This window comes from Paludisphaera borealis, from assembly GCF_001956985.1.
GTDB lineage: Bacteria > Planctomycetota > Planctomycetia > Isosphaerales > Isosphaeraceae > Paludisphaera > Paludisphaera borealis.
On the sequence record NZ_CP019082.1, the window covers coordinates 6,606,675 to 6,625,354 of the forward strand.

The window sequence follows — 18,680 nt, forward strand, 5'->3', positions numbered from 1 at the left end:
CCGCAAACCACGCAAGAGCCCCGAGAGGAGCCCGGACTTCATGAAGGTGGTCGTGACCGGCGGCGGAACCTCCGCCCCCATCGACGATGTGCGCGTGATCACGAACGTCTCGACCGGACGAACGGCGGCGGCGATCACCGAGTGCTGCCTCGAACGCGGGGCCGAAGTCTGGCACATCCACACCCCATCGGCCCAGCTTCCGTTCCTCCGCTCCGCCGGCTTCAACCTCGACGCAGCCGACCCCCGCCGCGAGCACGAACGGTTGGATCGATTGCAAGTGAAATGGCGGTCGGTGGGCGACCGACTGCACCTGCGGCCTCTGGAGGTCGGGACCGTCGCCGAGTACGCGGACGCCCTCCGAATCGTGCTGACGACCCAGGACGTCGACCTGGCGTTTCTGCCAATGGCCGTCTCCGACTACGAGCCGGAACCCCACGAGGGAAAGATCAGCTCGAAGCGCGACGAGTTGTCGATCCCCTGCAAGCGGACGCCCAAGGTGATCCGCGCGGTCCGCGACTGGTCGCCGACGGTCTACCTCGTCGGCTTCAAGCTGCAATCGAACGTCGACCGGGACGAGCTGATCCGCCAGGCCCACGACGCCTGCCTGATCAACCGCGCCGATTTGACCGTCGCCAACGACCTGACCGACGTTAAGGCGGGTCGGCACACCCTGTATCTGGTCCGTCCCGGCCGACCGACCGCGCTCCTCGAACCGGGCGCCGACCTGACCGACCGCCTGGTCGAGCACGTTTGGGAGTGGGCGAAGAAATGAGGCTCATGCGCGGGTCTCGCCGGGGCCGATCTCGACGCGCTCGCCTTCACTCAGGCCTTCGACGACTTCCACGAGATCCTTCGTTGCATGGCGGGTGGCGATGACCCGGCGCTCGCGGCCGTTGCGGCCGACGACGTTGCATGAGGGGCGGCCGTCGACGACCGACATGGCTTCGACCGGAATGACGAGCGCGTCGGCGACTCGTCCGGTGTCGATCTCGACGATGGCCGACATGAACGGCAAGATCCTTGGCGGCGTCTTGTCGAGCCGCACCCGCGTCACGTAGTGTCGCAGCCGTTCATCCCATTCCCTGTCGTTCTCGACCGGGAACTGGCTGATGGCGACGACCGTGGCGGGCAGAACCCGATTGTTCAGCGAAGCGACGCGGACGCCGGCCTTCATGCCGACCTTGACGCGCGGCCCCATCGTCTCGTGGACCGAGACGAGGACCTCCATGTTGCTGAGGTCGGGCAGCTTGAACATCTTCTGTTCCTGGTAGACGCGCATCCCCGGCTCGAGCTTCCTGGACCACCAGTATCCTCGGTTCGCATGGACGACGACGCCGTCGTGCGGGGCGCGAATCGTGCAGTTCGTGATCTGCTTGCGACAGTACGCGAGCCGCTCTTCCGCCACGTTCAGCCGATCACTCGCGAACGCGAGGTTCTTCTCGGCGATCGTGATCTCGTTCTTAAACGCCACGATTTCCTTGGGAGCCTGGAAGTGGCGGAAGACCTCCAGTTCCCCCTCCGTCGTGCGGAGTTCGTGCCTCGTCCTCGCCAGGGTCTGCCTGTCGGACAACATCTGGCCCTTCGAGACGTATCCTTTGCCGAACATCGTCTCGGTCCAGGCCAGGCGATCCTCTTGCCGCTTGAGGTCAGACCTCGCCAGGGCGATCTTGCCTTCGTATTCCTGGGTCAGAATGCGGATCTGCCCCTCCTGATATTCTTGCAACGCGGTCTTGGCGATCTCGACCGCCAGGCGAGCCTGGGTGTGCGTGGACCGGGTCTGGTTGACCTCAATTTCCTCCAAACGAGCCGTTTCTTCGAGCTGCGAGGAATCAAGCCGGCAGAGTTCGTCCCCCTTCTTCACCGGAGTGCCGTTGGGAATCAAGCTTACGATCAGGAAGCCGTCGGAATCGGCGAGGTCTTCCACCTGGCAGGAAACGACCGTCTCCTTGACCGCCTGGAGGTCGCCGCCGGCGACGACCGTCGTGTCCAGGTCGGCCCGAGTCACGAAGGCCCATTCGACGGATTCGAGCGGCTGCGACTGCGCCCCTCCCGGCAGCCCGCTCGCGTACGCCCAGCACATGGCGAACACGGCCGAGGCCGCCGCGATCCGCACGCCGACCCTGAGCCTCGACCGCCTCTTCAACCGGTCCGCGCTCGCCATCCGTCGCCTCCCCTCCCGAGTTGCAGACGCCCCACACACGTGGCGAACGACAGTCTAACGCATTCGTCTCACAAATGTAAGACACGCGAATTGCACGATCGAATTTCGTTCGCGAAAGCGGTTCTCCGAGTTGATCGGAACGAGAACCGCCAGGCGGAGGTTGGTCGGGTCATTTGACGCTTTCGCGGTCGTCGGTCTAGAATTTCCGTGAGCCCGATCGACGACGACGCGGAGCGAGGCTCGGCGCGAGCGATCGTGAGGGAACATCGGCCGCACAGTCGCGGACGGCGGTTGCAAGGCTCAAGATCCGAGCTGAGAACCGGCCAGAAACGTCGCTTCGAGAGAGGAAGTCGATGAACCGCCCGACATATCGCGTCACGGAACTGCTTGGCGACGGCATCGGCGGCGAGCTGTCGCAGGCGATCCATCGCCTGGCCGAGGCGCTGCCCGTCCGCGTAGAGTTCATTCCGGTCGATCTACGGGTCGAGAATCGCCGGGCGCGCGGCAAGATCCTCTACGACGAGGCCGTGGAGCTGATCAATACAACCAAGGTGGCCCTCAAGCACCCGACGGCCACGACCGAGGAGAGTCCCAACGCGGTCCTCCGGCGCAAGCTCGACCTCTCGGTGATCCACCGGCCGGTCTACACGATCCCCGGGGTCCCCACCAACTTCCGCCGCGAACTCGACCTGGACATCGTCCGGATCGCGACCGGAGGGACGTACGACGACCCCGGTCGGATGATCGGCGACGACGGCGCGGTGAGCCTGCGAATCGTCGAGCGCCGGCCGGTCCGCGAGGCGGCCCGCTACGCGTTCAACCTCGCCCGCAAGACGAACAAGATCGTCACGACCGCGTCGAAATACACGATCCAAAAGGCCACCGACGGCCTGTTCGAGAAGGTCGCCAACGAGGTGGCCGACCAGTTCCCCGAGGTGCCGCACACGATCGAGCTGTTCGACGCCCTGCTCGGCAAGGTGATCATGAGTCCGCAGAAGTTCCAGATCGTCCTGGTGCTCAACGAGTACGGCGACTTCCTCTCGGACATGGCCTGCGGCCTGGCGGGGTCGCTGGGCATCGGCGCGAGCGCCAATCTGGGATTCGACGCCGGCGCCGTGGTTCGCGTCGCGCTGTTCGACGCCGCTCACGGCACCGCGCCGGACATCGCCGGCAAGAACCTGGCGAACCCCACCGCGATTTTTCTGGCCTTTGCCATGCTGCTCTACCAGATCGGCGAAATCAGCCTGGGCCAGGCCGTGAAAAACGCGACCCTCGACCTGCTTCGCGAGGGAGTGCGCACCCCCGATTTGGGCGGCGCGGAATCGACCGAGTCGTTCACCGAAGCCGTGGCGAACGAGGTCGTCCAGCGGGTGGCGACCAAGACGCGTCCCCCGGCCGCCAAATCCGACGCCCCTTCCGACCCCGGCCTGTGACGGCGAAGACGTCGGCCGATCAATCTCGACCGCCGGCCACTTGACGGCCTTCGGCGCAGACCATGTAATCATTAGCTTCGTGCCTCGGACGCCCGAGACGCATCGAGTCGCAGACCCGAATTCTCACGACGGCCCAGGGTGAACGCATCCTGAGCCGCCCGTGGATTGCACTTCCCGAGAACGGCCCGCCATGTCCGCCGGAGAGAACGCCAGCAAGCCGACCCAGCGCCGAGGCCCCACGACAAGCCAGGTGTTGGTCGTCACCAGCGTCATGTTCACGTTCATCTCGTTCTGGCGGACGGCCGCGATCGTCCTCTGCGATCTCGCCGGAACGGCCTTCTACATCGGCGGCATCGTCGAGTCGCAGATCGGCAGGTCCGCCCCCTGGTTCATCCTGGGGGTGATGGTGTTCAGCTACGCCGTGCGCAGCGTCTACATCGAGAGCTGCGCGATGTTCGTCCGCGGCGGCGTGTACAAGATCGTCAAGGAGGCGCTAGGGGGAGGCATGGCCCGTCTGGCGGTCTCGGCCCTCCTTTTTGATTATATCCTGACCGGTCCGATCAACGGCGTGACCGCCGGCCAATACGCCATCGGTCTGATCAACGACCTGTTGGACCTGGGACCGGCGAGCGTCCTCATCCAGTACCAGAACCTCGTGTCGTCGTTGATCGCCATTGTCATCACGCTCTATTTCTGGCGGGTGAACACCAAGGGCATCCACGAATCGAGCGACCAGGCGTTGCGGATCATGGGTGCGACGACCGTCATGGCCGTAATCCTGATCGGTTGGTGCTTCGTGACGTTGGCGGTCAAACCGGAGACGCGCACGCTCCCGCCGATCATGCCGGACCTGTCGCGCAAGATCGACGTCGAGGGCAAGCCGATTCTCGACCCGTTCGGCAAGCAGGTCGATCCCCTGGGATACCTGGGCCACACGTCGATCGGCGAATCGCTGCATCCGGGTGAGATGACCGGCAATTGGTGGAGCTTGCTGGGAGCCTTCGGGCTGGTGGTCGCCTTCGGCCACTCGATGTTGGCCATGAGCGGCGAAGAGACCCTGGCGCAGGTCTATCGCGAGGTCGAGAGTCCCAAGCTCACGAATTTCAAACGCGCGGCATTCGTCGTCTTCCTCTACAGTTTATTGCTCACGTCGCTGATCAGTTTCCTGGCGGTGATGATCATCCCCGACGGGGTTCGGATGTCGCAGTACAGCGGCAACCTGATCGGCGGCCTGGCGATGAACGTGGTAGGGCCGCAGTGGGCGCGGCTGGGGCTCAACGCGCTGGTCGTGATCGTCGGCTCGTTGATCCTCTCGGGCGCGGTGAATACGGCGATCGTGGGGTCCAACGGCGTGCTCAATCGCGTCTCCGAAGACGGCGTGCTGCCCGACTGGTTCCTCAAACCGCACCCGAAGTACGGCACCAGTTCGCGGCTGATCAACCTGGTGGTCGTGCTCCAGATCGTCACCATCGTCTTGAGCCAAGGCAACGTGCTCACGCTCGGCGAGGCGTACGCCTTCGGCGTCGTCTGGAGCTTCGTGTTCATGTCGATGTCGATGCTCATCCTCCGGTTCAAGCGTCCGGGCGCCCGCGAGTACGAAGTCCCCATGAACTTCCGGGTCGGGCGCTACGACGTCCCGGTGGGCCTGGCGTTGATCTTCCTAGTCCTCGCCGCCTCGGCCGTTGCGAACCTGCTGACCAAGGAAGTCGCGACGGTCTCCGGGATCTTGTTCACCGCGGCCTTCTACGCAGTCTTCTGGATCACTGAACGGCTCCGCCGCCACCGCCGGGGCGCGGGGCTTCACGAGCACCTGGAGCAGTTCAATCAGCAGGAGGCCGATCAGGTGTCAGCCCCCGCGCTGCGGCTGACCAAGCCGTATCGCAAGCTGGTGGCGATCCGGTCGCCGCACAACCTGGGGATGCTCAAGAAGTGCCTCGACGAGACCGATCCCGAGACGACCGAGGTCGTGGTGATGACGGCCTCCGTGGTGCCCAAGGGAAGCGGCGACTATGAACCGACGATCACCGACTACGACCGCCAGCTCTTGACGGCCGTCGTCACCCTGGCCGAAAGCGCCGGCAAACCGGTCAAGCCCCTGATCATCCCCACCAACGAGCCGTTCTACGCCCTGGCCCAGACCGCCAAGACGATCGGCGCGCAGGAATTGATCATGGGCATGTCCAACAAGTACAACCCGGAAGACCAGCTCGACCAGATCGCCCTGTACTGGCTGAACGTCTGCGGTGCCAAGCCCGAACCGCTGTCGATCCGCGTCCTCGGGCCGTCGCGCGACGTCCGCCTGGACATCGCCGGCGGCAGCCAGATCCCCAGGGCGGGCGCGGCCGGGAGCGGCGAGTCGGCCCAGTTGATCGCCGACTTGCGGCGAGGCTGGCACGGCGTCGAGCGGCTGCTCCTGGCCTATGACGGCAGCCCGCTGAGCGCCGACTTCCTGGACACGGTCATGAGCTTCCTCGATCCGGCGATCGAGGTCACGCTGCTGAACGTCTCCGAGGAGGCGGGCTCCAATGAAGAAGGGGCGGTGACCGAGGAGGAGGCATTCCAGACCGTCGAACGTGGGGCCCAGCGCGCCAGTGAGCTCGGCCGGCGGATCGCCTACAAGGTCGCCCGCGGCGAGCCCGGCCAGGAAATCGTCCGCGAGGCGGTCGAGGGCAAGTTCGACGCGATCTTCATGAGCCTTCGCGGCGTCTACCGCCGGGGCGACACGACGGCGTTCGCGTCGAACACGCGTTTCGTCCTCGAAAACGCACCATGCCGCGTCATTCTCGGCTTCGCCCCCAAGACCATCCCCGCCCCCGCTCCGGCCCCCGCCTCCGTGGCTAACGACGGCGGCTGACGACGACGGCCCGCCGGCTCGGGCGGCCGGAGCCGACGCCGAAAGTAATCCGCCGCGCGGGCCAAGCCCTTGGTTTTTTTCGGAATGTTCGGCCCAGTTTCGAGGAAACCGTTCGGCGGATTGGCGGCAAGCCGGAACGAGATGTATATTATTGGGAAATGACGACTCCGTTCGCTCGATGCGCCCGGAGCGGCTGGATGAGTGCGGCGGTGCCGTCGATCACGATTGCGACGATTACGCAACCGACAGCGTCGCCGCGACCGTCAGCGCTTCTACCCATGGCCTCCTGGCAGGAGACTTCCGATGTCCACCGCGGGCAAGGTGCTCGTCGTATTGATTCTCTTGGCGTCGTTCGCCTGGATCGCTCTGGCGGCCGGGGTCGACCAGTTGAGCCGGAACGGCAACGCGGCGCTGGCTAAGGCCGCCGACGACCTCGCCAAGGCGCAAGAAGCCCTCGCGCAGGCCAAAACCGACATGATCCACCTTAAGGATCAGACGACCGTGCGCCAGGAAGCCGGCGATCAGCAGATCGCCGTACTCCTGAGCCGTCAGAATGACGCCGAGCGCGCTTCCTCATCGCTCAAAGACGTCGTCAACGCGCTTCAGTACCAGCTTGAGACCGCGCAAGCCACGATCAAAGAGGCCGAGCAGTCGCGCCAACAGCGGTCGACCGAGAAAGAGGAAGAAATCAAGGCCTTGGCTGACACCCGCGCCGAGGTCGAGAGCCTCATGGCCAAGAACACCGAGCTGACGGCCCGACTCCAGTCGCTTCGCACGGAGTTCAAGAAGACGTTCGATTCGAACGTCGACATGGTCGCCAGCTCCCGCCGCTGATCGCCGAGGACGCGGCGGACGCATCTTGAATCCTCTACCTGGGCAACGGGCTCGGTCAGGAGCCGAGCATCTCATGACGCATTCCGTCGGCGCGAACCAGGAAGAAGGACCGCCGGCCCCGCGCGACGCTTCGGCAGCCGTCACGAAGGCCGGCTGGGTCGGCGTGGTCGTCAATCGAAGCTCCGGCAAGGGCTCGGGCCCGCGGTTGGTTGAGCGATTGGCCGACGCGCTGGGCGACTACCAGCTCGGCGCCAAGATCGCCTGGACGCCCGCGGAACGCAAGGCGATGGTCGCCAGGGCGGACGGCGACCCTTCTTGCCGCTGCCTCGTGGTCGTCGGCGGCGACGGCACCGTCTCGGCGCTCGTCAATGAGAAGCTTTCCGTCCCCCTCACCGTCCTCCGCGCCGGCACCGAGAACCTCGCCGCCCAGCATTTCGAGCTGCGGGGAAACCCGAGATGGCTGGCGCACACCATCGCGACGGGCAAGGCGGTCCCGGTCGATCTCGGCCGCGCCAACGGCCGCCGGTTCATCCTGATGACCGGCTTCGGGTTCGATGGCGACGTCGTCACCCGCCATCATGATATGCGGACCTCACGCACCGGCGCGATCCGGACGACCCACCGCGCGGCCTACGTCGAGCCGATCCTGCGGTCGAGTCTCTCGTATCGGTTTCCCGAGATCACCGCCCGGATCGAGGACCCGGGGGCCGAAGAGACGCTCGTCGGAACGACGGTCTTCGTCTTCAACCTACCGCGCTACGCTCTCGGGCTCCCTTTCGCCCCCGACGCCAGCCAGGACGACGGCTTCCTCGACCTCGTCGTCTTCCGCGACCCCGGCCCGCTCCAGGCGCTTTACTATCTATGGAAGGTCGTCATCGGCACCCATCTCGATCACCCGGGCGTATATCACCGTCGCGTCCGCCGGGTCAACCTCACGGCGAGCGGTACCGTCCCCGTCCAGCTCGACGGCGATCCGGCGGGCTACCTACTGCCGGTCGCGGTCGCGAACAGCGCCGTCCCCTCCCACTCGACGAGCGGCTTAACGGCGGCCACGACCCGAGACCACTGGACGATCGAGGCCGTCCCCGGCGCCGTGCAGGTTCTGGTCGCCGAGACACCGGCTTCGGGCGTCAACGGAGTTGCGCTCGCCAGCGAGAGGGGCTTCCGCTAAGATTCCCGTCGCCTCGGAGCAAAAAACCGGGTGCGGTCAAGGAGTCCAGCGCGATGGAAGTCGTCCCCAATCCGGTTTCGGTCGGTCCCGTGCAAATCGGTCGCGGCAAGCCCTTAGTCCTGATCGCCGGCCCCTGCGTGATGGAGCCGAACGACATGACGATGCGGATCGCCGTCCGCCTGGTCGCGATCTGCGGCGAGTTGAACGTCCCGCTGATCTACAAGGCGTCGTTCGACAAGGCGAACCGGACATCGGGGTCGAGTTTTCGGGGCCCCGGACTTGAGGAAGGCATGAACGTCTTCCGGCGGGTGAAAGCCGAGACCGGCCTGCCCGTCACCACCGACGTCCACGAAACGCATCAGGCCGCGCCGATCGCCCAGGTGGTCGACTTGCTCCAGGTCCCCTCCTTCCTCTCCCGCCAGACCGACCTGCTGGAAGCCGTGGCCGCGACTCGACGGCCCGTGAACGTCAAGAAGGGCCAGTTCATGGCCCCCTGGGACATGGCGAACGTCGTCGCCAAGCTCCAGTCGTTCGGCGCGTCGGGAACCGTCCTGACCGAGCGCGGGACGACCTTCGGCTACGGGCGGCTCGTCAACGACTTCCGGGCGATCCCCCAGATGCAGGCCTCCGGGGCTCCGGTGGTGTTCGACGCCACGCACTCGGTCCAGCTCCCCAGCGCCGGCGAAGGGGGCAAGACCACAGCGGGCCAGCGCGAAATGATTCCCACGCTGGCCAAGGCGGCGGTCGCAGCCGGCTGCGACGCCCTCTTCCTGGAAGTTCACCCGGACCCCGACCGCGCCTGTTCCGACGGCCCGAACTCATTGCAAATTGAGGACTTACCCTCGCTGCTGCGGGTCTGCCTGCGAATTCGCGAAGCGATTTCCGCGTAGGACCGAGCACGCGCCTTCCTGCGCGAGGCGGCCGCATCGCGCTCGTTCCTGGACATCGGGCACGAGAAAGTCCGAACCCGACGCCCGGATCGGTCGTATTGGCCGACAAGGGATTCCCGGAAAGGGCTCGCGGAGACGAGCGATTCGCCGCACAATAGGACGTGCGCCGGTCGTCGTTCTCCAAGTTCGTCGGCCCGCCCGATTCTCCCAGCCGTCTCGCCCGATTCGACGAATCTTCTTGACGCGACCCATGATACTCACCAGGAGCGTTCGACTTTGATGGGGTGCATTCGTTGCGCAGGCGCCGCCCTGGCCGGCCTGCTCGTGGTCGCGTTTTCTGGTTGCAACTACACACCTCCCGGCCGCACCGTCGCGACGAAGGGGATATTCCGCCCCGGCGTGATCCCCACGTCGAAGGGCAAGGGGGGCTCGGCGGTCGTCGGGAAGCGCGACGAGGTTGAGCGCGCGGCGATCCTCGAAAGCTCGATCAAGCTGATCCAGGGTGCCGCGCTCAAGCCGGGCGGCGACAACTTCCGGCTGGCCACGCAAAAGCTGAATCAATACTTCGAGGGGACGCCGGGATCGCAATACCAGCTCGACCCCGAGGTGCTGGCTTTTCTGACTGAGATCCTGCCGCCGGACATGATCCAGGAGTTGCAGCTTCCGAACTGGTCGGAGCGGCGCGACGCCCGCCACCTCGAAGACTGCATGATGTACCACAACATCGCCAACCGGATCGGCGCGACGGGCGACGATCTGTCGCGGGTCCGCCGCGTCTTCGAGTGGATTGTCGAGCAGGTGCAGCTCGTGCCCGCCGGGAGCCTGGGTTCGCAGCAGGCTCCCCAAGTCTACGCCCGGCCCTACGACCTTCTCTTGCGGGGGATGGGGACCGAGTCGGATGGATTCTGGGCCGAGCGCGCCTGGACGTTCATGGTGCTCTGTCGCCAGCTCGGCATCGACGTCGGGCTCCTGACGTACACCAAAGGCAACGTCGTCGAGCCGTTGATTCCCAAGTCGGCCAGCGGATCGGGCGAGGGCCTCGATTTGCTCGGAAATCCCAAGACCGAGAAACCGCCGGTGGTCTGGGTGTGCGCCGCGTTGATCGACGGCCAGGCGTATCTGTTCGATGCTCGCGTGGGCCTGCCGATCCCTGGTCCGGGGGGCGAAGGCGTCGCCACGCTCGAACAGGCGCTGGCCGACTCGTCGATCCTCGAACAGATGGACCTGCCCGGCGAATCGCCCTACGCGACCAGCCGGGCCTCGCTGCTCGCCAGCCCGACGAAGCTCGGCGTCTTGCTCGATTCCAGCCAGGGCTACTTCACGCCCAAGATGAAGCTCCTCCAGGGAGAGCTGGCCGGTAAGAATCGGACGATCCTCTACCGCGACGCCGCCGAGGCGCGCAAGCACTTCATGGAGGTCATGGGCGACCGGCTCGGGAGGGTCGACCTCTGGACCCTGCCGGCCGAAGTTGAGAACCGGCTGTTCACGGACCCCAAATTCGTCCAGTCGACGGTGCAGACGCTGTTCTTCCTCCGCAGCGAACTGCCGCTGCTGTACGCCCGGATCAAGCACCTACGCGGCGAGCTGCCGGAAGCCATCTCCGAGTACGTCTCGTTCCGGTTCTCCGACAGCACGACCCTGGTGAACGACAAGAAACAGCTCGTCCCGTTGCCGGTCCAGGAAGGTCTCGACGTCTACGCCAGCTACTACCTGGCCCTCGCCCATCTGGAGCGCAACAACCTCGATCAGGCCGAGTTGATGTTCCGCAAACTGCTCGAAATGCTCCCCGAACCGGGCTCGACCGTCCCGTTCTACTGCATGTTCCGATGGGGGGCGCATACGAATCTCGCCCGGATCTACGAAGCCCAGGGAGACGCCCGCCGAGCGATCGCGCATTACTCGGTTCCTGTGCCGACGATGCAGCATCACGGCAACTTGCTGAAAGCCCGCGCCCTCGTCTGGAACGACCCAATGGCGGACGTCCCCGACCCGCTTCCTCCGGCTCCCAAGGTGTTCGCGAGGGTCGCGGTCCCGGCCAAGGCGGAGGCGGCCAAGACGGAGCCCCCGATCAAGCCGGAAGCTCCCGCGCCGACCCCAGCCAAGTTGGAAGCCGAGCCGAAGAAGTGATCGACACGTGATCTGATCCGAAAAACATGATGCACCACGAACTTTGGCGGCGCGTGTGGTAGACTGGCGGAACCGAAGAGGCCGCGTCCCGTCTCCCTCCGCGCCCGCCACGCCCGCTGCATCGAGACCCAACCATGCAGGAAGATCGCGCCGAGTCTGGTCCGCCCGCGCCTGGTCGCCAGCGCGGCGGCGCATTGAGCGAGACCGACCCAATCGAAACCGGCGGCGATCCCGGTTGGGTCGTCGAGACCGTGGTCAGTCCATTCCACTGCCTTTATCAAGACGCGTTGCATTTCCACACTCAGAGCCGGCTGGCGTTCTCCGAGGCCGAAGCGTCGCGGCTGGCCCGCGCGGCGCTCATGTTGTACATCGCGGCGGCCGAGGCGCTCGTCCGGCAAGCGGCCGTCGAGCTCGGCCGGCCCGAGCTGCGCGGCTTGCTCGCCGATCCCAGCCGGCCCCTCCCGCTCGCCGAAGCCTGGCGGCTGCTGCCGTCGATCATCTCCGAGCCCGGCACCCCGACCCGCCCGTTCAGCCCCGAAGCGCCCCCCTGGCCGCAGTTCACCGAGCTTCTGATGCTCGAAACCTCATGGGTTTATCCCGGCCATCCCTCGACCCGGCGGGCCTACTACCGGTCGTCCCGGCGCGATGGCGATTACGAACCGCTTGAACCTCACCAGATTCCGCCCCCACTGCGGAGGACGCTACGCACCGAGTCCCTGCATTATCCCCGCACCGGCCTGCCGCGCGATCCCTACGCCCTGCGGCCCCGCCACCTCGACACCGCGCGCGGCGTCCTCGACGCCGCCATCGAGGCCCTCGACCGTCGCATGGGGGGAGTCCTCTGTCAGGGCCAGCGGCACCGCCGCGAGCCCACCCAGGTCGTCAATCCCCCGGCCAACGGCAACAGCGTCTGAGCCCCGCAATCCCTCCAATCGACAGATCCGGGTTCGCGCCCGCGCGCCGAGCCACTATCCTTGAGACCCCCTGGATGGAGCCCAGGGCCAGGAGCTTCCCGCGATGCGCGTATTGATGGTGACCTCGTTTCCGATCCCCGGTGAATACGACGGCACGGCGATGCTGCCGATCAAGATCCTCCGCGCACTGAAACCGCGCGGGGTGGATGTGGTCGTGGCGCATCTCCGACTCCGGCCGCCGGGCGATTTCTCCACCAAGCAAGAGGATTTCGAAGGGACGCCGGTGTTCAGCCTGCCGATGTCCGCCTGGCTCTCGGGTCAGGGGCTGGAGAAAATCGCCAAGGATTTCCCCTTCGACGTGGTGCACGCGCAGTCTTACGGCGGCGCGACCCGAGCCTACTTCGCTTGCAGCCGGAACAAATGGCCGATGGTCTACGAGATCCACTCGCTGCTGGGCGACGAGGTCGAGCGCGACCGGCTGGGCCGGGGGATCTTGTTCCGCTCGTACAAGGCCCTCGAACGCCGGGCCGTCAACCGCGCCGCCTGGATCATCGCCCTGGGGGAACCGGTCAAGCAAGTCGTGGTCGACGAGAAGGGGGTCCCCGCCGACCGCGTCAGCGTCATTTATCCCGGCATCGATCTGGGTGAATATGAACGGCCGGGCGAACCGGCGGCGATTCCGGGGATCGGTCCCGAGCACAAGGTGGTCATGTACATCGGCAGCATCGTGCACCCCAACCAGGGCGTGCCGATCCTGGTCGACGCCTTGCCCAAGATCTTCAACGCCCGTCCCGACGCCCGTTGCGTGCTCGTCGGCGGCCCCGCCGAAGCCGGCGAAGAATATCGTCGACAGCTCGGCGTGCACGGCGACCGCCTGATCGTATTGACCGGCCAGACCCCGGAGCAGGTCGTCGCGCTCAGCCGGCGGGCCGACGTGCTCGTTCATCCTCGCCTCGCCTGCCGCGAGAATTTTTCGGTGCAGAGCAAGATCGCCGTCTACCTCGCCGCCGGCCGGCCGATCGTGGCGACCGATTTCGGTGACTACCGGAAGCTGCTCGGCGAATCGGGCGCCGGCATCCTCACCGAGGTTGCGCCCGAGCCGCTGGCCGATGGAATTCTCCGGGTTTTGAACGATCCCGACCTCGCCGCCAGCCTGGCCGCCGCGACCGGCCCCGTGGCCCGCGAGCACTTCGCGATGGACCGCAACGTCGACCGCTACCTCGAAGTCTACCGCCGCGCCATGGAACTCGGCCCCCGATGACCGCATCCTCGACTGGTCAACCTTGACAGGATCGCCGATTCGCAGATAATCTTGAAACCTGCCAGCGATATCCCGCTGCAAGCCACCTTAGCTCAGTTGGTAGAGCGCAGCTTTCGTAAAGCTGAAGTCCAGGGTTCGAGTCCCTGAGGTGGCTCTGGTCCGAAATCGCTCGGACCGTCACGCCGCGGACGTCTCCTCCGATTCCGGTCGTCTTCCTCTCGAAGAGATCCAGAAGGAGATGGGCCCGCATGACGACGATCGCGACTGCCGCCGCCCGGCCGACGAAGGTTCGACTCCTCGTGCTCGCGGCGGCCTGTTCGTTGGCGATCGTCACGTACATCCACCGCGTCGGCTTCGCGACGGCGTCGGCCGAGATCCGCGAACCGCTCGGCCTCAGCGACGGACAGCTCGGCGCGCTGATGGCGGCGTTCATGGTCGCCTACGGCCTGTTCGAGATCCCCTGGGGCGTTCTCGGCGATCGCGTCGGCGTGCGGTCGGTCCTCTCGATCGTGATCCTGGGGGGCTCGGCGCTCACCGCGGCGCTGGCCCTTGTCTTCTGGCTCCCTCCGAAAACCGCGTGGAGCTTCGGCGCGCTCTTCGCCCTGCGGTTCCTGTTCGGAGCCTTCCAGGCCGGGACGTTTCCCGCAATCTCGCGGATGATCGCCGACTGGATTCCGATGGACGAGCGCGGCCGGGTTCAGGGATTGGTCTGGATGTCGAGCCGGCTCGGCGGCGTCATCGCCCCCATGTTGATGGTCTGGCTGTTCAAGGTGATGGGCGCCCCGCAATGGCCGCTGGTGCTGATCGCCCTCCTCGGCGTCGCCTGGTGCGCCGCGTTCCGGCCCTGGTTCCGCAATCGACCCGAAGACATGCCCGCCCTGAACCAGGCGGAGCGCCAGCTCATCCTCAGCGGTCGACTGGCTCGGAGCACGTCGCATCATGAGCCACTGCCGTGGTCTCGAGCCTTGAGATCGACGAGCGTCTGGTCGCTCTGCCTGATGTACGGCTGCCTGGGATACACCGGCAATTTCTTCCTCACGCTGCTGCCGACGTACCTGGCGACGCATCGCGGCATCGACTCGAACACGACGGCGACGCTGACGTCGCTGCCGTTCGCGTTCGGGATCGCCTCGTGCCTCATCGGCGGCGTCGTCTCGGACCTTTGCATTCGCCGTTTCGGCCCGCGCTGGGGACGGCCGATGATCGGTTCGATCGGCATGGCCGTCGCCGCATCAGCGTTCCTGGCGATCCCCTGGGCCGCCGACGTCCGGCTCCTGGGTGTGCTCCTCTGCCTGACGTTCGCGGGCAACGATCTGGCCATGGCGCCGGCCTGGGCGGCGGCCGCCGATATCGGCGAACGCCATGCCGGAGCGCTCTCGGGAATGATGAACATGTTCTCCAGCCTGACCGCCGCCGTTGGCGCGGTCGTCGCCGGTCGGTTGTTCGGAATCGGCAGCCTGACACTCCCCTTCATCATCTTCTCGGCCGCGTACCTGATCGGCGCCATCTGCTGGCTGGGCGTCGACGGCTCCAAGACGCTCTCGACGCCCGCCGACGCCTGACTCTTGGTTCCCGCCCGTTTCGGACTTAGACTGGTTCCATCGATAACCGGACAACGACAGCGATCGAGACGATGCGAGGCCAGAGATGAATCGTCGAACCTTTCTGGAACGGGCGACGGGCGCGGCGGCCGCCGGCGCGGGGCTGATCGGCGTCGGGCGCTCGGCGCGGGGCAGGGCGGCCGACGGCCCGTCGATCAACGTGCTGCTCGACGAGCCGATCGGCGTGATCCGGCCGGAGATCTACAGCCAGTTCACCGAGCACATCGGCGGCGTGATCTACGACGGCATCTGGGTCGGGCCGGATTCGAAGGTCGAGAACATCGGCGGAATCCGCAAGAAGCTGATCGACCACATCCAGCGGATCGGCAACGTCGTGATCCGCTGGCCGGGCGGCTGCTTCGCCGACAGCTACCACTGGCGCGACGGCATCGGCCCGGTCGCGAAACGTCCCCGACGTTTCGGCCGCTGGAGCGAGGCGACCGAGCCCAACACGTTCGGCACGCACGAGTTCATCCGCTTCTGCCGGCTCACCAAGACCGAGCCGTACTTGGCGGCCAACGTCGGGGCGGGCTCGCCGGAAGAGTTCCAGCATTGGGTCGAATACTGCAACGCCCCGGCAGGCGCGACGAGCCTGGCCGACGAACGCGTCGCCAACGGTGATAAAGACCCCTTCGGCGTCCGCTACTGGGGGGTGGGCAACGAGAGCTGGGGATGCGGCGGCAAGTTCACGCCCGAGGATTACTGCCGCGAGTATCGCCGATTCACCGAGTGGGTTCCCGAATACGGCGTGAAGCCTTACCTGATCGCCGCGGGACCGAACAGCAACGACCTCGACTGGACGCGCCGGTTTTTCGCCAAATGGGCCGATGGTGCCCGGGCTCCGATCCAGGGCTGGGCCCCTCATTATTATTGCGGCACCACCGGCCACGCCCTGGAGTTCAACCACGACCAGTGGTACGAGATGTTCCACAAGGCGAACCAGATGGAGACGCTGATCCGCGAGCAGTGGGGCGTCCTCGGCCAGTTCGACCCCGAGCACAAGATCAAGCTGATCATCGACGAGTGGGGGGCCTGGCATCCCAAGGGGACCGAGATCAACGCCCGGCACCTGTTCGAGCAGATGGGCTGCCTCCGCGACGCCCTGGTCGCGGCCTTGACCCTCGACACGTTCAATCGCCACGCCGACAAGGTCGACATGGCGAACGTCGCGCAGCTCATCAACAACATCCACTCGCTGTTCCTGGCCGACGGCGATCAGTTCGTCGCCACGCCCAACTTCTACGTCTTCGAGATGTACAAAGCCCACCACAACGGCAAGGCCGTGCGGATCGACGTCCAGACTCCCGAAGCGACCTTCCGCGCCGAGGGGAAGGAACAACACCTGTTCCGGGTCGCGGGCTCGGCCTCGCGCTCGGGCGACCGCGGGCTGACGCTGACCCTCGTTCACACTCATCCGACCGAGCCGGTCGAGATCGCCGTCAACCTCAAGGGGGGCAAGGCGGCGTCGGTGCGTCAAACGGTCCTGTCGCACGAGCAGCTGAACGCGCACAACACGTTCGCCGAACCGCTCACCCTCGTCCCCAGAACGACCGAGACAAAGCTGACCGGCGGCGTGATCCGCCCGACGCTTGCACCGGCCTCGGTCACGCGGTTCGACGTCACGCTTGAAGCCTGATCGGGGCGGGCGGATCACTCGGGGGCGGCTTGAGGCTCGTCCACCGCCATGGGGGCCATGCCCGCGCGATCCATCGGTCGATAGCCCGACTTGACGGCGAGGCCGATCAGGAGTGCGACCCAGACGAAGAACAGCCCCAGCGCCGCGGCGAATCTCTTGCGATCCCGACTCACATTCTCGTCCTTCACACGAACCTCCTTGTTCCTCATACGTCTTCCGTTTCCGTTTCCGACGGGCTCTTTTCGCCCACGGCCGGCTTGGGGCCCAGGGCGGTCGCGAAGTCGTAGACGTCGTCGAAGTCGGAGCGCCGATCGTCGGGCGTCTTGTCGAGGTCGCCAGAGGCGATCAGGTTGAAGACGATCTCGCCGATGTCGGACGTCGAGCAAAGGCCCCATTGTTCGAGCACGGGGACCGCCAACAAACCGAACTGGCGGATAGCCAGTCGCCGCGCCGCGTGGCAGACCTGCTTGCCGGTGACATGCCCCGACGGCTCGGACTTGCCCTTGACCGTCGGACGCCCCCGGCGCGGTCGCGGGCCTCGGGCGCGCTCGGCCCGACGTGCGTCGCGGAGCTTGCGGCTCCGCGCCAGGTGGAGCGATTCGAGCACGAACGCATAGGCTTCGAGTGAATAGCGCGGGTCCTTGGCGATGACCCGTCCGATCTCGTCGCGAAAACTCATTTCAGTCACCTTGGCTCAATCATCGCCGATGTCGCTCGACCCGTCATCGAAGATCGACTCGGGGTCGCTCCGCCCGTTCCCCTCGCCTCTCGAACTCGACGACGAGCGAGGCGGACGGCCTCGGGGAGGTTCGACGTCGAGGACGTCGTCACGGCCGATGATGATCCGGCGGCCGTCGTCGTATTCGACGATGAGTTTCTGGGCCAGGATGTCCTGGGCCATGATCCGCCCTCGGCCCTTGGCGGTGCCGACCCGGGCGCCTACCGGCGGCAGTTCTTTTTCGAGTTCTCGATAGCTGTCGTACTCGTAGCGAAGGCAGCACTTGAGCCGGCCGCAACGGCCCGAAATCTTGGCCGGGTCGAGGGTCGTCTTCTGGAGCTTGGCCATCTTCATAGAGACTGGCGGCATTGCGGTCAGGTGCGTGTTGCAGCAGACCGGCTTGCCGCAATCGCCGTAGTCGGCCAGCAGCTTGGCCTCGTCGCGGACGCCGATCTGACGCATCTCGATCCGGGTCCGCAAGACGCGGGCGAGGTCCTTGACCAGCTCGCGGAAATCGACCCGCTTCTCCGCCAGGTAGTAGAAGATCACCCGCTCGCGGCCGTGGAGGATCTCGACGTCCACCAGCTCCATCTGCATCCGTCGTTTGGCGATCAGATCGCGGCAGGTGGAGAACGCCGACTTCTCGAGCGCGGGGAGGTCCTTTTCCTGCTCGAAATCGGCTTCGGCGGCCACCCGGAGGATCTCCTGGGCGGCCTGGCGCTCCAGGAACTGCGTCGTGCGGTCGGTCGCGGGACAGAGGACCTCGCCGAGTTCCAGCCCGCGATCGCTGCGGATCACCACGCGCTGCCCGCGCGCGAACTCCTCGCCGGGCGAGCCGGTGCACTCGCCGAGAAGCCGCATGCGACCGTAGCGTACGACGTAAGCCATCGCGCTCGTTCAAATAAGGAAAAGGGCCGGGCAGGTCCAGGACGTTCGTCGATCCGCCACCCGAATTATGACCGCCCACAGGGTTTGACGAAAGGGGAGAACGCGCCAGGCCCCCCGACGGTCGATTCCCGACCGGAATCCCAGCGCGGTAATCTGGAATCGTAAGCGGTCACGGCCTGGTATTGAACTTTG

General features: G+C 66.0%; 15 protein-coding genes and 1 tRNA gene. 12 read left to right on the top strand and 4 right to left on the bottom strand.

Annotation, left to right across the window (positions count from 1 at the left end; all coding sequences use genetic code 11):
• The first annotated feature begins 40 nt into the window (after nt 1-40).
• A complete protein-coding gene (locus BSF38_RS25585) occupies nt 41-772 on the top strand; it encodes a phosphopantothenoylcysteine decarboxylase domain-containing protein (RefSeq protein ID WP_076349893.1) in 732 nt (243 codons plus the stop codon).
• 3 nt (nt 773-775) lie between these two features.
• Here the strand turns inward: BSF38_RS25585 and BSF38_RS25590 are convergent, their stop codons facing one another.
• Nucleotides 776-2,161 carry an efflux RND transporter periplasmic adaptor subunit gene (locus tag BSF38_RS25590; RefSeq protein ID WP_076349894.1) on the bottom strand — a complete coding sequence of 462 codons (1,386 nt, stop codon included), beginning with the start codon at nt 2,159-2,161 and terminating at the stop codon, nt 776-778.
• A gap of 353 nt (nt 2,162-2,514) precedes the next feature.
• Here BSF38_RS25590 and BSF38_RS25595 point away from each other — a divergent pair, with 353 nt between their 5' ends.
• The 11 genes from BSF38_RS25595 to BSF38_RS25645 all read left to right on the top strand — a co-directional run bounded on the left by BSF38_RS25595 (nt 2,515) and on the right by BSF38_RS25645 (nt 16,882).
• On the top strand, nt 2,515-3,594 hold the full coding sequence (locus tag BSF38_RS25595) for an isocitrate/isopropylmalate family dehydrogenase (protein ID WP_076349895.1): 1,080 nt from the start codon (nt 2,515-2,517) through the stop codon (nt 3,592-3,594).
• A 190-nt stretch (nt 3,595-3,784) separates the two neighbouring features.
• Entirely contained in the window at nt 3,785-6,448 is a 2,664-nt protein-coding gene (locus BSF38_RS25600) for an amino acid permease (RefSeq protein WP_076349896.1), read from the top strand.
• Between the two features lie 303 nt (nt 6,449-6,751).
• On the top strand, nt 6,752-7,282 hold the full coding sequence (locus tag BSF38_RS25605; protein ID WP_076349897.1) for a hypothetical protein: 531 nt from the start codon (nt 6,752-6,754) through the stop codon (nt 7,280-7,282).
• A gap of 73 nt (nt 7,283-7,355) precedes the next feature.
• On the top strand, nt 7,356-8,453 hold the full coding sequence (locus BSF38_RS25610) for a diacylglycerol/lipid kinase family protein (RefSeq protein ID WP_076349898.1): 1,098 nt from the start codon (nt 7,356-7,358) through the stop codon (nt 8,451-8,453).
• Between the two features lie 53 nt (nt 8,454-8,506).
• Nucleotides 8,507-9,343 (top strand): 3-deoxy-8-phosphooctulonate synthase, encoded by an 837-nt coding sequence (kdsA, locus tag BSF38_RS25615; RefSeq protein WP_076349899.1) that lies wholly within the window; start codon nt 8,507-8,509, stop codon nt 9,341-9,343.
• A 279-nt stretch (nt 9,344-9,622) separates the two neighbouring features.
• Nucleotides 9,623-11,470 (top strand): tetratricopeptide repeat protein, encoded by a 1,848-nt coding sequence (locus BSF38_RS25620; RefSeq protein ID WP_145952326.1) that lies wholly within the window; start codon nt 9,623-9,625, stop codon nt 11,468-11,470.
• A gap of 134 nt (nt 11,471-11,604) precedes the next feature.
• A complete protein-coding gene (locus BSF38_RS25625; protein WP_210405647.1) occupies nt 11,605-12,384 on the top strand; it encodes a hypothetical protein in 780 nt (259 codons plus the stop codon).
• Between the two features lie 103 nt (nt 12,385-12,487).
• On the top strand, nt 12,488-13,645 hold the full coding sequence (locus tag BSF38_RS25630; protein ID WP_076349901.1) for a glycosyltransferase family 4 protein: 1,158 nt from the start codon (nt 12,488-12,490) through the stop codon (nt 13,643-13,645).
• Between the two features lie 81 nt (nt 13,646-13,726).
• Nucleotides 13,727-13,799 (top strand) — tRNA-Thr (locus BSF38_RS25635).
• 94 nt (nt 13,800-13,893) lie between these two features.
• On the top strand, nt 13,894-15,207 hold the full coding sequence (locus tag BSF38_RS25640; protein ID WP_076349902.1) for an MFS transporter: 1,314 nt from the start codon (nt 13,894-13,896) through the stop codon (nt 15,205-15,207).
• A gap of 85 nt (nt 15,208-15,292) precedes the next feature.
• Entirely contained in the window at nt 15,293-16,882 is a 1,590-nt protein-coding gene (locus BSF38_RS25645; protein WP_076349903.1) for an alpha-N-arabinofuranosidase, read from the top strand.
• 14 nt (nt 16,883-16,896) lie between these two features.
• On the opposite strand, the gene BSF38_RS31545 is transcribed toward BSF38_RS25645, so the two are convergent.
• From BSF38_RS31545 to BSF38_RS25660, 3 genes are read right to left on the bottom strand one after another with little or no spacing between them, the layout of a single operon-like run.
• Nucleotides 16,897-17,070 (bottom strand): hypothetical protein, encoded by a 174-nt coding sequence (locus tag BSF38_RS31545; RefSeq protein WP_168189280.1) that lies wholly within the window; start codon nt 17,068-17,070, stop codon nt 16,897-16,899.
• A gap of 17 nt (nt 17,071-17,087) precedes the next feature.
• Nucleotides 17,088-17,561 (bottom strand): Minf_1886 family protein, encoded by a 474-nt coding sequence (locus BSF38_RS25655; RefSeq protein WP_076349905.1) that lies wholly within the window; start codon nt 17,559-17,561, stop codon nt 17,088-17,090.
• A gap of 15 nt (nt 17,562-17,576) precedes the next feature.
• On the bottom strand, nt 17,577-18,488 hold the full coding sequence (locus BSF38_RS25660) for a PSP1 domain-containing protein (RefSeq protein WP_076349906.1): 912 nt from the start codon (nt 18,486-18,488) through the stop codon (nt 17,577-17,579).
• Nucleotides 18,489-18,680: the final 192 nt, after the last annotated feature.